Raw genomic sequence first — 14507 nt, forward strand, 5'->3', positions numbered from 1 at the left:
GGAGGAGGTCGCGCACGCGGTGGCGTATCTGGCCAGCCCGCGGGCGGGGTCGACGACCGGGGTCGAGCTGGCCGTGGACGGCGGGATGGCCGGGCTGCGGCTGCGGCCGGTGACCTCATGACGGCCGGCGACCGCCGCCCGCCGCAAACCGGCTCAGGCTCAGGCTCGGCACCCCGCCGTCACCACCGTCCTGATCGGCGCACGCAGCGCGGAGGAGATCAGGGAGGACCTCGATCTCGCGGCCACGCCCGTGCCCGAAGAGCTGTGGAGGGAACTGGCCCCTGCTTATTGACCCCTGCCGACTGACTCTCTGCACTGATCGCGCCCGGCGGGGGACCGCCGCCGGGCGCGACGGCGTGTTCGGGGTACGGCCGCCTGGCCGCCGACCCGCTCGCCGGGCGGGCCGTCAATGCCGTACGGCGCTGTGTGGCGCATCTCACCGCGGGCGGCCCGCGACCGTGAGGACCTGCGGAAGTACGGAACGGGGACGGCCGCAATGGTGCCGTTTGCCGGGTTTTTGGTCGTGTCTTACTTGTTATCTACTAAGCTTCCCGTGTGTCGCGCCGGTGAGCGGTCCTCAACCCGAGGACGACCGGCGACCGCCGAATCCCGGAAGTCATCGATCCCGGGAACCGGGGACCCACGTCTCTTGGGGTGAATCCGGACCATCCGGTAGGGCTACTCCTGGCCCGAACCCGTCAGCTAACCCGGTAGGCGGCCAAGGAGAGGAGAGCGCGTGGAGTGTCGGCTCCACCTGCCCACCCGGTCCGCGTCGCCGGACCACATGCCCGCCCTGGAACGTCTCCAGGCTTCCGGGGTGATGGCGCGCCCGTGACGGGCTGCCACATCTCCCGTTTCTGATTCCGCCCCGCCGCGGCCGTGTCCCCGGACGGTCATGCCGTCATGCCACCACGCCCCGCGGGCCGGTTCGTCATGTCTTGAAGCGCGCCATGAGGAGCCTCCGATTTCCACCGATCCGATAGCTCGACAACTGCTCGACGCCGTCCGCCCCGAACTGGGCTACCGCGAACGAGCCGGGAAACACACGAAGTTCGGCGAGTGGTACGCCGACAACATCGCCAAGGACCCCGACTTCAAGACCGCCCCCTGGTGCGACATGTTCGTCTCCTGGGCGGCGGACCGGGCCGGGGTGCAGGGCCATGTCGGCGAGTTCGCGCTGACCACACGGCACGCCAAGTGGTTCAAGAAGCACCACGCCTGGAGCGACAAGCCCGAGCCAGGCGCCGTGGTCTTCTTCGACTGGTCGGGGTCCAAGAAGATCCGCGACATCGACCACGTCGGCATCGTCGAGAAGGTCGTCGGCGGGAAGGTCCACACGATCGAGGGCAACGTCGACGGCGTGTGGCTGAAGCGCAAGGTGCGCGACACGAGCAAGATCGTCGGGTACGGCCTGCCGCGCAAGGTCAAGGTGGCGCCGAAGGCGCCGGTGACGATCCAGCCCGTGGCGGCCGTGAACGCGAGCGTCCAGAGCGCCGCTCCGCCCGCCACCAGGAACATGGCGGCCACGCAGGGGAAGTCCCTCGACGTCGTGTGGTCGCCCGGCGACGCCGTCCTGCCGGCCGGTCTGCTGTTCGCGGTGGTCTCCACCGCCGTGACCGGGCTCCGGTTCAAGGCCGCGGCGGCGACGTCCGGCGGACGGCACCGCAAGCGGTGACCTCCCACGACGACTCGGGCCGCGCTAACCCAGCAGGCCTTTCATCTCCCTGATCTCGGCCGACTGGCTGGAGACGATGGCCGCCGCCATCCGCCGGGCCGGCTCGTAGACCCCGGTGCGCAGCTCGTCGCGCGCCATGGCGACGGCACCCTCGTGATGCCGGATCATCATCGTGAGGAAGGCCCGGTCGAAGGCCCGTCCGGACAGCCCCGCGAGACGCCGCATGTCCTCGGGGGACATCATTCCGGGCATGGCGTGGTGCGCCGGCGCGGGGCTCACACCGGGCACCGGCTCGCCCCAGGCCGTGAGCCAGCCGCTCATCGTCCGGATCTCGGGAGCCTGCGCGGCCTCGATCCGCCGGGCGAGCCGCGCGACCCTGGCGTCCGCCGCGCGGCCCTCGGCCAGTCTCGCCATCTCCACCGCCTGACGATGATGCGGGATCATCATCCGGGCGAACATGACGTCCTGGTCGTTGTGGTCGGCCGTCGGCGTCGTGGCCGCAGGCCCGGCGAGTGCGGCGGGCGCGGTGATCGCGGCGGGCGAAGAAGGCGTCCCGGCCCAGGCGGCGGAGCCGTACGCGCCGCCCACGCCGACCAGCAGATCGGCCGTCAGCAGGGCCACCGGCAGAACATGTCCCTTCATCGGCCGACACCTCCGCGCGTCCGGGCGTGGGACTCCTGGCTTGTCGTACCCCGCCGTGCGGAACGTTCCCCTCAGCCGCTGAACGTGATGCGGAACCGGTAGTTGTCACCGTAGGTCGAGCCGCTGATGGTGAACGCCGCGCTTCCCGAGCTCACCCGGCCCGAGACCGTCGCCCCGGCGTTGACGGCGTAGAGGAAGGGAGACGTGCCGAGATCGCGGCAAGGGACGATGGTCTTCTCTCCGTAGAAGTGGTTGAACGTGGCCCCCTCGGCGCGATGGCTGTCGACCAGCTTGCCGGACCAGGAGGTGCCCGATCGGCTGGTGACCCAGTAGCCCAGCAAGAGTCTCGGGTCGCGTGCGTTGCCGCCGAGATCGCGGGCCGACGCGGTGACGATATGGGCGGAGCCGAGTTGGAACGATCCGACGGCTCCGATGTTCCCCACGTAGAACTCCCAGTAGAAGGGATTGCGCTCGACCCGGCCCGCGGCGGACTTGCGTGGACCGGTGACGAACCTCGCGGCCATCTTGTATCGGCTGGTGCCGATGAACCGGTGCTCGCCCGAGAGGGGACCTCCGCAGTAGTCGTACGAGTCGACCACCACGGTGGCGGTGCCGCGATAGATCCGCAGGGCGGACTGCGCGCCGGCCGCCGGGCCGGACGGGATCACCGTCCCGAGCACCGCGGTCACCGACACGGCCGCCGCTAATCCGCATTTCCGCGCTTTTCTGTTCATGAAGTAATTCCCTCCTTGTCGTACCGTCGATCGAGGGCCGTGGTTCAGATGAAAGCCGTGGTTCAGATGAAACTCGTCATATAGAGGGCCAGAGGAAGGATGGCGGCCACTGCGTAGGGGACGAACTGGGAATTGCGATCGTCGGTGTCTCGTGTCCGCACGATCCACGGCCAGACGACCAGCAGCACCGCGCTCCCGCCCAGGATGAGCCGGTCGAAGGCGAGCCCTCTGACGATGCTCTGGAGCACGTGGGCGATCGCGGCGCCGATGTCCTCACCGGTGAGCATGAATGCGGGCAGGGCGAAGGCCGACACCAGCACGAGCCGGACGACGAAGGTCGCGGGCCACGCCACGGCCAGTCCCGTGAGGCCGCAGAAGCGCCCCCGGGCGACCTTCCGGCGCAGCGCGGCCGGCGGGTGGGTGAGCACCCTGCCGGCACGTCTCAGCCGGCCGCCGGGAAGGGTCCGTTCGAGGGCCAGTGCCCGGATGAGCGCGTCGGCGCCACGCTGCCGGACCGCCAGCCGGTCCGCGCTGAGTTCCGCCAGCCACAGCGCAACGACCGGCAGGAGCAGCATCCTCGGAATGACGGCGGCGTGGACGAGAAGCTGCCCGGTCAGCAGGCGTCCTGCCGCGCCTCCGAGTGCGACGTACAGGGTGATCGGCAGCAGCCCGACCAGTACGAAGATCGGGCCCCAGGCGCGCACCAGCCAGGTGAAAGGGCTCGCGAGACCGACGACATGGTGATCGCGTTGACGACGGTGGGCGATCTCGTGCAGCAGTACGGCCTCGGCCGCTTCGGGGTCGGCCCGCCACAGGACGGTCAGCGGGAGGAAGACGGCGATCCGCGCCTTCTTCCAGCCCACGGGATAGACACGCGCCTGCATGCGGGTGCTCTCGCTGAACCTGATCTCGATGGAGGGGTCCTGCCGCCGTACGAACGCGGCGATCTCCTCGATGACCGGGTTGTCGCTGACTCTCAGATCGTGCCGCCGCTCGACTCTTCTTCCGCGGAACCCCGGCAGCAGCAGGCTCGCCATCGCCCCGAGCAGGATCAGCGCGGGGAAGAGCTGGGCGATGCTCGCGGCACCGAGCACGATGCCCGCCGTGCGGGCGACGCCAACAGGGCTGTTCGTGATCAGGGTCCAGTAGTCGCCGGCCTGGCGGATCCAGTCGGCCATCAGCCCGGGCACTCCGACCAGAAGGTAGGCGATCAGGTAGAACCAGAGCCACGGTGGCAGCATCCAGGAACGCGTCCGGCCGCCGAGCCGGGGTTCCGGCAGAGGCAGAGCGGGGTCGGTGGCCAGAAGAGCGGCGAGCAGTGCCTGGATCTCCTCCAGGGTGTTGCCCGGTTCGAAGACCGTCTCCAGGAGCCGGTAGGTCTGTTGCTCGGCTCTCTCCCTGCTGAGACCGTAGGCGATCAGGCGCTCCATCAGGACGGCGATCGCCTGGTCGAGCAGGCGCCCCTGGTCGGGGATCGTCCGGGCGGGCGACGGAGGGCCGCCGGTGGCGGCGGTTCGCTCAAGCGAAGGGGTTTTGCCGCTACGCCGCGCCTGGATGAGGGCGTACACGGCGAGCGTGTTCCCGATCATTCCGTCCGCGAGAAACGCGTGCAGGTGATCGGCGGCAGCGCGCAGGGCGTCGAGAATGGCCGGCAGCTCGCCTATTCCCGCGCCGGGCGCGAATCCCCCGGTTTCACCGCCGTCCCCGGGAGTGAAAAGACGGCGGCGGCGTTCCCCGCCTTCGGCATAGGCGGAGCCGACCTCCGCGGCGAAATCGATCTCATGAGGTGTCAGACGCTCGGCGAGGCGCCGGGACCACGCTCCGACGAGTTCCACGGAATGCCTCCACGGGGACGGCGGGAACCTCACCGTAAAAGACCGTTGCCGTCCGGCCAATGACGTGTGCATACACGGTTGGTCACGCCTGGTGTCGATTCGAATGCGGCGGCGACAATAATGGCGGCCGGGGCGGCTGATGACTGACTAATTCCAAATAGCGACATAAGGAGAGATAGTCGCTGGATGCCGCATTCACCCCCTTTGTGATGAAAGTCGAGGTGGCGGAGCCGTACGCGCCCCTGCCCCGAGAGCGCCCGGTGGCGGCCAGTGGGGGACGTTGACATGCAGCCTCGTGGCTGCATATCGTTCATGCAGCCACAAGGCTGCATGTTCGGGATGGGGACGATGGACGAGGTGTTCAAGGCGCTGGCCGACGTCAGCCGCCGCCGGTTGCTGGACAGCCTGAACGCCCGCAACGGCCAGACGCTGCGCGAACTGTGCGCGGGGCTGGACATGGCGCGGCAGTCGGTCAGCAAGCACCTGGCGGTGCTGGAGGGGGCGAACCTCGTGACCACGGTGTGGCGTGGCCGGGAGAAACTGCACTACCTCAACGCCGTGCCCATCAACGCCATCGCGGACCGCTGGATGAGCAGGTTCGACCGCGAGCGGGCCCGTGCTCTTGCCGATCTCAAGAACGCATTGGAGCAGGAACCGATGGGCAACCCCGAGTTCGTCTACACCACCTACATCAGGACCACGCCCGAGCGGTTGTGGCAGGCCCTGACCGACCCCGGCTTCACCCGGCGCTACTGGGGCCTGTCCTTCGACACCGACTGGCGGCCGGGGGCGCCGATGACGTGGCATCAGGGCGGTGTGGCGATCGCCGATCCCGAGCAGGTCGTCGTCGAGTCCGAACCCGGCCGCCGTCTCTCGTACACCTGGCACACCTTCACGCCCGAGTGGGCCGAGGCGGTCGGTCTGGGGGAGGACGTGCTCGCCAGGCTGAAGACGGAGCGCAGGTCACGGGTGACGTTCGAGATCGAGCCGGTGGGGGAGACGGTCAAGCTGACAGTCGTCCACGACGGCTTCGATCCCGGCAGCACCGTTCTGGAGATGGTCGGCGAGGGCTGGCCCCAGGTGCTGTCCGCGCTCAAGACTCTGCTGGAGACGGGCGAGCCCCTGCCGGCCGGGAGCGCGTGACGAGCATCCCGCCCCGCCCGGACGGGCAGGGCGCGGGACGCGGTGGCGAAAACGCGGCGTATCAGCATTGGCCGTCGGCGAGCACCCAGTAGTCCGGGCCGGTCTGGCGCAGCGCGTGGGTGGTGAAGGTGTTCCACAGGCCCATGGCGTCGTTCGACCCCTTCGCGTAGGTGTAGCCGCCGGACTGGTACGCCCGCCCGGCGGTGGTGTGGGCGTAGTTGCTGGCCCGTACGCACGTGCCCGGCGGCGGCGTGGCACTGGGCGAGGGGCTGGGCGTGATGGTGGGCGTGGTGGTGGGGCTGGGCTGGGCGCCGCCGTCGAGGCCGAAGAAGCGGGCGTCGTGGTAGGCCGAGCAGATCGTGTCGAGGAAGTACGCCGCGGTGGCGCCGCACTGGTCGGCGGCGCCGCCCGGATCGACCGGCAGCCCGTGGCCCATCCCGCTGATCTCGTAGAGGCGCACGTCGTCGTCGCCGTACACCTTGAGCGTGGTGCCGCCGGTGAGCGACCGGGTGGAGGCGGGAGTCTGGGAGACGCCCCGCACGTTCGTCCACTGGTCGCGCAACTGGGCGCCGTTGGCGGGGACGACCGTGTAGTCCGACTGGCCCTGCCAGACGGCCACCCGCGGGTACGGCCCGGTGTAGCCGGGGTAGGCGTTCCGCACCAGGTCGCCCCACTGCTGCGGGGTTCTGCTCGTCGGGCCGTACTGGCAGCCGGACGCCTCGGTGAGGCTGCTCGCGCAGCGGTAGGCCAGGCCGGCCGCGATCGAGCCGGCGGCGAAGACGTCCGGGTAGGTCGCCAGCATGACGGCGGACATCGCCCCGCCCGCCGACAGTCCGGACACGTAGACCCGTGCGGGGTCGGTCCCGTAGTTCGCGACCGCGTACGCCACCATGGCGCGGATGGACGCGGCCTCGCCCTGCCCCCTCGTGGTGTCGCCGGTCTGGAACCAGTTGAAGCAGCTCGACGAGTTGTTGGCGCTGGAGGTCTGCGGCAGCACCAGGGCGAAGCCCCACTGGTCGGCGTACTTGCGCCACCCCGAATCGGCGAAGTAGCCGCTCGCGTTCTGCGTGCAGCCGTGCAGGAGCACCACGAGCGGCCGGCCGCCGGGCAGGCCGTCCGGGCGGTAGGCGTACATCGCCAGATTGCCGGGATTGGAGCCGAACGAGCCGACCTGCGCCAGCGAGGCGGCGCGCGCGGGCGGGGTGATCAGGGCCGTGCCGAGCAGGCCGGCCAGGACGAGCAGAAGGGTCGAGAGGGCGAGGGCCGCTCGCGGCGGCCGGGCGGGGAAGGACGTGACCATGGGGGCTCCTCGGATGACCTGGCGCACCGATCCTTTCCGCGCACGGTAGGACTCCGGCCGTCCTCCCGACATGGTCGCCGGACACACTTCTCACCGTCCTGTCATGGCGCTGTCAGCGTGTCACTGATGCGGACAGCGGTCCGCTGAGCGGTCAGGTTGAGGACGTGTCCTCGCCGGTCGCCGCGTCGCGGCGATGCGAAGCTGGGCATCTCGGGCGACGCGGCCCGCCGACAGGCGGACAGCAAACCGCGCCCAGGGTCTAAAGTTGACTCGGCGAGTTCGAGCGGAAGAGGCGTTCATGGCACGAGGCGACACCGGACCTGACTTCATCGAGGCGCTCGCGCGCGGCCTCGATGTCATCAGGGCGTTCCAGCCCGGGCGCCCGGTCATGTCCCTGACCGAGGTGGCGGCGGCGACCGGCCTGGCCCGGCCCACCGCGCGGCGCATCCTGCTGACGCTGCAGGAGCTGGGGTACGCCCGCTCGGCGCAGGGCGGCTTCGCCCTGACCCCGCGGGTGCTCGAACTCGGCGTCTCCTACGTCCGCTCGACGGGCCTGTGGGAGGTGGCCCGGCCGCATCTGGAACGGCTGGTCGCCCAGACGCACGAGTCGTCGTCGATCGCCCAGCTCGACGGGTCCGACATCGTGTACGTCGCCCGCGTGGCCGTGCCGAAGATCGTCGCTCTCTCGGTGCAGATCGGGACGCGATTCCCCGCGCTGCAGACGTCCCTGGGCAAGGTGCTGCTGGCCGCGCTCCCGCCGGACGAGCTGGAGCGGGTGCTGGCCGAGCCGAGCCGGTCGGGCGTGGAGCCGCGCTGGCGGCCCGATCCGCGGGAGCGCGACGCCATGCTGCGCGAGGTGCGGGCGAAGGGCTGGGCCCTGACCGACGAGCAGCTCGCCCTCGGGATCCGGTCGGTGGCCGCGCCGCTGCGCGACGGCTCCGGCACCGTCATCGCGGCCGTGAACGTCAACAGCCATGCCGCCGAGACCTCGCTGGAGAAGCTGACCGAGGAGTATCTGCCGCTGTTGCTGAAGACCGCCGGCGCGATCAGCGCCGACTGGGCGCTCTACGAGTCGGTCCCGCAGGTCACCGCCTCCTAGGAATCCGCAGGCCGCGGCCATCCCAGGAGTCCGCGGGCCACCGCCTCCTAGATGGCGGCCCCGGGGATCAGGACGATCCTGCCGGAGGCGGTCCCGGCCGCCTGACGGCGCCAGGCGGCGCCCGCCTCCTCCAGCGGGACCGCCTCGTGGGCGACGGCCAGCCGCCCGAGCGCCGCCTGCTCGGCGACGAAGACGATCGAGGCGGCCCGCTGCTCGGGGCTCAGCTCGTTGTTGGTGTATCCCAGCAGCCGCAGCGACCCGCTGCGCAGCGTGGAGGAGTCGATCGGGCAGGTCTCGTCCGCCGAGGAACCGAGGTTGACCCACCGGCCTCCCCGGCGCAGGGCACGGGCCGCGGCGGCCGCCGCCGGGCCGAAGAGCGGGTCGAGCACCAGGTCGGCGGGCCCGTCGCAGGCCTCGGCGAAGCGGGCGGCCAGCGTGGCGACGTCGTCGGTGTCGAGCGCCACCACGGCGTCCGCGCCCGCCTGCCGGGCGCGTTCGCGGGCGGCGGGGGAGCGGGCGCCCGCGACGACCCTGCGGGCGCCCGCGATCCGCGCGATCCGCACGGCGGCCTGCCCGACGACGCCGCCCGCCCCGAGCACCACCACCTGCTCGCCGGGGGCGAGCTCACCGCGCCAGGTCAGCGCCATGTGCGCGGCGACGGCCGAGAGCCCGAGCGCGGCCACCGCGACCGGGTCGGCCTCCGCCGGCAGGTCGACGAGGTCGCGCGCGGGCACGGCCGCCACCTGCGCCATGCTGCCGTCGCCCGGGGCCATCCCGGCCGAGGTCGCGAACCACACCGGCCGCCCGTCCGCGACGCCGGCCCCCTGCACGCCCGGCACGTACGGCGTGCGCGGCCTGCCGAAGTAGGACGTGCCGGTCGCGCACAGCAGATCGAGCGGTGTGACGGGCGCGGCGACGACCTCGACCAGCGTCTCGCCGGGCCCGGCGACGGGCACGGGCAGGTCGGCCACCAGCGGCGGCCTGCCGGGTTCCACGATCTGTACTGCGCGCATGTCCCACCTTCCGCTGAAGCACGTCGTCATGGGCGACAGCCGCCGGGCGCGCCCGCACGGCGTGCCCGGCGCCTCGCCGCCCCGGCCCGCATTCGACGGCGGGCAGGTCCGATCAGGTCGCGATGTCGGGGTACGGCATCGTCATGTGGGCCAGCCGCCGGGCGTACTCGGTCTGGAAGCCCATCGGCTCGTGGTCGCGCTCGAACATCGCGATGAACAGCGTGAGCGTGAGGAACGGGTGCGCGCCCAGCTCGAACAGCCGGGGGTAGTCGTGGCCGGCCAGGGCCTCGCGCTCGGCGTCCTCGAAGCGCAGCCAGGTCGACGCCTCCCCGCCGTGACAGCTCAGCAGCCGGTTGGCGTACTCGGCCTCCCACCAGTCCACCGTGCCGCGGGGGTCCTCGCGGTAGCGCTCGACCAGGTCCGGATCGCGGTCGACGGTGAACAGGAACTTGTTCAGCAGGTACTTGCTCACGCCACGCCTCCGTTGGGGTACCAGGTGAAGTAGGCCTCCATGGTGTGGAACAGGTCGTAGGTGTCGACGTAGTCGGCCTTGGCGCCCTCGCCGGCCACGCCCATCATCAGCATGAAGTCCATGAAGCCGTGGGTGGCGTTGCCGGGCAGGTGGAGGCTGTCGAGGGTGACCTCCGACAGGCAGCCCTCGATGTCGCCGGAGGAGATCCACTCGACCGCCTTGCGGTCGAACTCGGGATCGGGCCCGTGCGGGCCGAACTGGCGCGGGCCGCCGAGCTCCAGCGACAGGTGCCCGGTGCCGATCACCGCGACCCGCTTGTCCGCCGGCCACGACTCCACCAGCTCGCGGATCGTACGGCCGAGCTGCACGAACCTCTTCGGCCGCGGCAGCGGCGGGGCGAAGATGTTGGTGTAGATCGGCACGATCGGCAGGTCGTTCTGCGGCCGCAGCGTGATGATCGGGCACGTGATCGAGTGGTCGATCCGCAGCTCGTTGGAGAAGGCCAGGTCGAAGCCCGCGTCGAGGCCCTCCCGCAGGATGTACGCCGACAGGTCCTCCTGGCCGGTGAAGAACATCCGGGGCAGGCCGAACTCGCGCTCCTCGTTGTACCAGTTCGCGTCGTAGAAGGGCGCCTTGCCGACGAGGAACTGCGGCATGTTGTCGAGCCAGAGCTGGTGGAAGTGGTCGGAGCCGACCATGACCAGCACGTCGGGCCGCGCCTTGGTCAGCGTCTCCCGGAAGGCCTCGACCTTGCGCACCCACTCGTCGGCGAACGGCGGGCGGTCCTCGCCGGTGGCCGTGCTGGCGCGGTAGTAGAACGGGTGATGGGTGGACGCGATCACCGCGACCAGTTCAGCCATGCGAACCTCCAGTGGCGTCAGGGGCGTAGGGCTCGGGGTCGACGGACCGGTTGTTGAGGTCCACCGACAGGAAGATCTCGTTCGCCACCGGGCGGCGCAGCTCCTCGGCGAGCTGGCCGATCAGGCCCGCCGTACGGGCGAGCAGGGCGAAGCCGCGCAGCAACTCCAACGGCAGGCCGAGGTCGGCGAGCGCCGCGCCGCAGACGCCCGCGCCGTTGAGCGGCAGCTTCTTGCCCAGCACCTCGGGATGCACGCGGCCGATCGCGGCGAACAGCGACAGGTGCGGCCCGAACAGGTTCTCCTCTGCGGCGATCTCCAGCAGCCGGGGCGTGCGCGGGTCGCCCTCCTTGTGCACGTGGTGGCCGAGGCCGGGGATGAACCGCCGCGCCTGCCGCCGGGCCCGCACGGTCTCCAGGGCCAGCGCGTCCCAGCCGGCGTCGTCGGACGGCGGCGGCCCGTCGTGCGCCGCCAGGACGTCGTGCAGGAACCGGCCGCAGTCCTCGGTCACGCCGAGGAAGCGCGATCCGCCGCCGAGCAGCCCGGCCGCGAGCGCGCCCTGGATCGAGTCGGGCGCCGACAGGTACGTCAGCCGGGTGACGATCGCGGTCGGGGTGAACCCGTGGTCGGCCAGCGCGGCGAGCACGGCCTCGAACACCCGGGTCTCGCCCGGCGTGGGCCGCCGCTGGGCGGCGAGCCAGAACGCCAGCTCCCCGAATCCGACCTTTCCCATCACGTCCTCGGCGAGGTCGTGGCCCAGCAGGGTGATCGACCTGAGCGAGGACGCCCCCAACGCCGTGGGATACGACGGCCGCTCGATCATCTCCGGCCCGTCAGACATCGCCGTCCTCCTCCTGAGTCAGCCATTCGCGCAGCTCGTCCCCGTGCTCGTCCAGCTCCGGCGGCGGCAGCCGGTAGGCGGCGGGGGTCGCGGAGAACCGGATCGGGTGGCGGGTGGTCGGGACCGCCCGGTCGCCCTCGCCCACCTCCACGATCGGGTCGAGCCCGAAGCGCTCGGCCATGGCGAACCCGCCGTCGATGGTGTTGATCGGCCCGCACGGCACCCCCGCCGCGACCAGCAGCTCGAACCACTCCAGCGCGCCGCGCGTGGCGAGCCGTCCGACCAGGATGGGCCGCAGTTCCTCGCGGCGCGCGGTCCTGTCGGCGTTGCGCGCGAAGCGCGGGTCGTCGGCGATCTCCGGGATGCCGAGCACCTCGCACAGCTTGCGGAACTGGCCGTCGTTGCCGGCCGCGACGATGATGTCGTTGTCGGCGGTGGGCAGCGGCTCGTAGGGGAAGACACTCGGGTGGGCGTTGCCCATGCGGTAGGGGACGACGCCACCGGCGACGTACGCGGAGCTGTGGTTGACCAGGCCGGTCAGCGCCGAGGACAGCAGGTTGACCTCGACGTGCTGGCCCTGCCCGGTCGCGTCACGGTGGCGCAGGGCGGCGAGGATGCCGATGGCGGCGTGGTTGCCCGCCATGACGTCGAAGACCGAGATCCCCGCGCGGTAGGGCGGCCCTTCGGGGTCGCCGGTGAGGCTCATCAGCCCCGACATGGCCTGCACCATGAGGTCGTAGCCGGGCACGTCGCGGCCCGCGCCGGAGCCGAACCCGCTGATCGAGGCGTACACCACGCCGGGGTTGGCCGCGCTCACCGAGGTGTAGTCGAGGCCGTACTTGGCGAGCCCGCCGGGCTTGAAGTTCTCCACCAGCACGTCGGCGCGGCGGGCCAGCTCACGGGCCACCTTCGCGTCGCCGGAGTCCCGCAGGTCGAGCGCGATCGACCGCTTGCCCCGGTTGACCCCCAGGTAGTACGTCGACACGTCGCCGCGCACCGGCGGCATCCAGGTGCGGGTGTCGTCTCCCTTGGGCCCTTCGACCTTGACGACCTCGGCGCCCATGTCGGCCAGCAGCATCGTGGCGTACGGCCCGGCGAGGACCCGCGAGAAGTCGGCCACCAGCACGCCGGACAGCGGCCCGCCTCCCCGCTCGGGCGCGGTGTCGTCTGTCATCCGGCTCCCCCTCCTTGCTGTTACAGCAGTGTCCGATCAACGGACATGAGTCCGTGAGGGCGATTCTGGCACAGGCGGTCCGCGCGTCAAATGCTCGACCGGCTCTTCGTCACGAGATGATGGGGGAAACCCATGGTTGACAGCAGGGGCGGTGCTCGGGAAAGTAACAGCGGATGCAGCGCTGACCGCATGGCGGACAAGTGTTCGTTGTCGTTGAGCGCGCTCGGCCAGTGGGAAGGTGAGGAGTTCGACGATGAACGAGCCGACCGATTTCGGGCCGGACCGGCCCGTGCTGCTGCGCGGCGGCACGGTGCTGCCGATGGACGACGGGCACAGCGTGCTGCCCCGCACCGACGTCCTCGTCGTCGGCGACCGGATCGCCGAGGTGGGGCCCGACCTGCCCGCTCCGGACGGCGCCGTCGTCGTCGACGCCACCGGCGGCATCGTCATGCCCGGCATGATCGACACTCACCGGCACATGTGGCAGACGGCGATGCGCGGCTACGGCGCCGACTGGACGCTGACGCAGTACTTCGTCTGGTACTACCTGGAGTACGGCAAGCTGTGGCGGCCCGAGGACGTGCACGCGGGCAACCTGCTGGCCGCGATCGAGGCGATCGACGCCGGCGTCACCACGGTCGTGGACTGGTCGCACGGGCTGCGGACGGTCGATCACGCGGACGCGGCCGTGGACGCGCTGCGGGCGGTGCCCGGCCGGTTCGTGCTGGCCTACGGCAACATCCAGGCGCCGCCGGCCGAGTGGACCGGCGCGCCGGAGTTCCGCGACTTCGTCCGGCGCCGCATCACCGGCGACGACATGCTGGGCTTCCAGATCGCCTTCGATGTCACCGGCGACCCGGCCTTCCCCGAGAAGCCGGCCTTCGAGGTGGCCCGCGAGCTCGGCGTCCCGGTCACGACCCACGCGGGTGTGTGGGGCGCCACCAGCGACGACGGCATCCGCCTGATGTACGAGCACGGCTTCATGACGCCCGACACGGTCTACGTCCACGCCGCCTCGCTGTCGGCGGACTCCTACCACCGCATCGCCGCCACCGGCGGTTCGATCTCGGTCTCCACCGAGAGCGAGCAAAGCGCGGGCCAGGGCTACCCGCCCACTTGGGCCATCCGCGCGCACGACATCCCGGTCTCGCTGTCGATGGACACCAGCGTCTGGTGGAGCGGCGACCTGTTCTCGGCGATGCGCACCACGCTCGGCGCCGACCGTTCCCGCGAGCACATGGAGGCGCACGCCAGGGGGGAGACGGTCACCCACTGCAGCCTGCGCGCCGACCAGGTGGTGGAGTGGGCGACGCGCGGCGGCGCCCGCGCCATCGGCCGGAGCGACGACCTCGGCAGCATCGAGGCGGGTAAGAAGGCCGACATCGTGCTCATCAAGAACGACGCGTCGCCCGTGTCGTTCCCGCTGCTCAACCCGTACGGGCACGTCGCGTTCCAGGCGCAGCGCGGCGACGTGCACACGGTCCTCGTGAACGGCCGCGTGGTGAAGCACGAGCACCGTCTGGTCGGTGTGGACCTCGCCGCGGCGCGCCGCGAGGTGGAGCGGACCGTCGAGTACCTGCGCTCGACGCTGGGCGAGGAGGCGTGGCAGAAGGGGATGAATCCCGACATCCCCGAGACGAAGATCCTCGACAACCCCTACACGTACACCGACTACCACAGCGCCGCGACGCACAGCCGTTGATCCCTCGTCCACTTTTGAGC

General features: G+C 71.0%; 14 protein-coding genes and 1 riboswitch. Of the genes, 5 read left to right on the plus strand and 9 right to left on the minus strand.

The genetic code is table 11. The features are described 5' to 3' along the window. On the plus strand, nucleotides 1-121 hold a 121-nt coding region (locus FLW16_RS24340; RefSeq protein ID WP_142562443.1), incomplete at its 5' end, for an SDR family oxidoreductase. A 469-nt stretch (nucleotides 122-590) separates the two neighbouring features. Next, nucleotides 591-733, plus strand: a riboswitch (cyclic di-AMP (ydaO/yuaA leader). 162 nt (nucleotides 734-895) lie between these two features. Then, nucleotides 896-1675 (plus strand): CHAP domain-containing protein, encoded by a 780-nt coding sequence (locus FLW16_RS24345; protein WP_142562444.1) that lies wholly within the window; start codon nucleotides 896-898, stop codon nucleotides 1673-1675. Nucleotides 1676-1699: 24 nt separating this feature from the next. Here the strand turns inward: FLW16_RS24345 and FLW16_RS24350 are convergent, their stop codons facing one another. The 3 genes from FLW16_RS24350 to FLW16_RS24360 all read right to left on the minus strand — a co-directional run bounded on the left by FLW16_RS24350 (nucleotide 1700) and on the right by FLW16_RS24360 (nucleotide 4886). Next, nucleotides 1700-2317: a DUF305 domain-containing protein gene (locus FLW16_RS24350; protein ID WP_142562445.1), complete on the minus strand. Its 618-nt coding sequence runs from the start codon at nucleotides 2315-2317 to the stop codon at nucleotides 1700-1702. A 71-nt stretch (nucleotides 2318-2388) separates the two neighbouring features. Continuing rightward, a complete protein-coding gene (locus FLW16_RS24355; protein WP_142562446.1) occupies nucleotides 2389-3051 on the minus strand; it encodes a hypothetical protein in 663 nt (220 codons plus the stop codon). Nucleotides 3052-3113: 62 nt separating this feature from the next. Beyond that, nucleotides 3114-4886, minus strand: a complete 1773-nt coding sequence (locus FLW16_RS24360) for a M48 family metalloprotease (RefSeq protein ID WP_185949571.1) — start codon at nucleotides 4884-4886, stop codon at nucleotides 3114-3116. Between the two features lie 348 nt (nucleotides 4887-5234). On the opposite strand from FLW16_RS24360, the gene FLW16_RS24365 reads away from it, so the two are divergent. Next, on the plus strand, nucleotides 5235-6029 hold the full coding sequence (locus tag FLW16_RS24365; protein WP_142562448.1) for an SRPBCC domain-containing protein: 795 nt from the start codon (nucleotides 5235-5237) through the stop codon (nucleotides 6027-6029). Between the two features lie 61 nt (nucleotides 6030-6090). Here the strand turns inward: FLW16_RS24365 and FLW16_RS24370 are convergent, their stop codons facing one another. Next, complete coding sequence (locus FLW16_RS24370; protein WP_142562449.1) at nucleotides 6091-7329, minus strand: PHB depolymerase family esterase; 1239 nt, start codon at nucleotides 7327-7329, stop codon at nucleotides 6091-6093. Between the two features lie 298 nt (nucleotides 7330-7627). Here FLW16_RS24370 and FLW16_RS24375 point away from each other — a divergent pair, with 298 nt between their 5' ends. Continuing rightward, on the plus strand, nucleotides 7628-8428 hold the full coding sequence (locus FLW16_RS24375; RefSeq protein ID WP_142562450.1) for an IclR family transcriptional regulator C-terminal domain-containing protein: 801 nt from the start codon (nucleotides 7628-7630) through the stop codon (nucleotides 8426-8428). Nucleotides 8429-8475: 47 nt separating this feature from the next. On the opposite strand, the gene FLW16_RS24380 is transcribed toward FLW16_RS24375, so the two are convergent. The 5 genes from FLW16_RS24380 to FLW16_RS24400 form a co-directional block, all read right to left on the minus strand. Next, nucleotides 8476-9441, minus strand: coding sequence for a zinc-binding dehydrogenase (locus tag FLW16_RS24380; protein ID WP_142562451.1), 966 nt, complete (start codon nucleotides 9439-9441; stop codon nucleotides 8476-8478). 112 nt (nucleotides 9442-9553) lie between these two features. Next, nucleotides 9554-9913 (minus strand): hypothetical protein, encoded by a 360-nt coding sequence (locus FLW16_RS24385; RefSeq protein ID WP_142562452.1) that lies wholly within the window; start codon nucleotides 9911-9913, stop codon nucleotides 9554-9556. Next, nucleotides 9910-10773 carry an extradiol ring-cleavage dioxygenase gene (locus tag FLW16_RS24390; RefSeq protein ID WP_142562453.1) on the minus strand — a complete coding sequence of 288 codons (864 nt, stop codon included), beginning with the start codon at nucleotides 10771-10773 and terminating at the stop codon, nucleotides 9910-9912. The genes FLW16_RS24385 and FLW16_RS24390 overlap by 4 nt, the downstream gene beginning before the upstream one ends. Then, on the minus strand, nucleotides 10766-11611 hold the full coding sequence (locus tag FLW16_RS24395) for a citryl-CoA lyase (protein WP_260615529.1): 846 nt from the start codon (nucleotides 11609-11611) through the stop codon (nucleotides 10766-10768). Before FLW16_RS24395 ends, FLW16_RS24390 begins: the two co-directional genes overlap by 8 nt. After that, on the minus strand, nucleotides 11604-12785 hold the full coding sequence (locus tag FLW16_RS24400) for a CaiB/BaiF CoA-transferase family protein (RefSeq protein ID WP_142562454.1): 1182 nt from the start codon (nucleotides 12783-12785) through the stop codon (nucleotides 11604-11606). The genes FLW16_RS24395 and FLW16_RS24400 overlap by 8 nt, the downstream gene beginning before the upstream one ends. A 253-nt stretch (nucleotides 12786-13038) precedes the next feature. On the opposite strand from FLW16_RS24400, the gene FLW16_RS24405 reads away from it, so the two are divergent. Then, nucleotides 13039-14487, plus strand: coding sequence for an amidohydrolase family protein (locus FLW16_RS24405; protein WP_142562455.1), 1449 nt, complete (start codon nucleotides 13039-13041; stop codon nucleotides 14485-14487). The last annotated feature ends 20 nt before the right edge of the window (nucleotides 14488-14507 follow it).

Origin of the sequence: Microbispora sp. KK1-11 (assembly GCF_006874435.1) — a bacterium.
Classification (GTDB): domain Bacteria; phylum Actinomycetota; class Actinomycetes; order Streptosporangiales; family Streptosporangiaceae; genus Microbispora; species Microbispora catharanthi.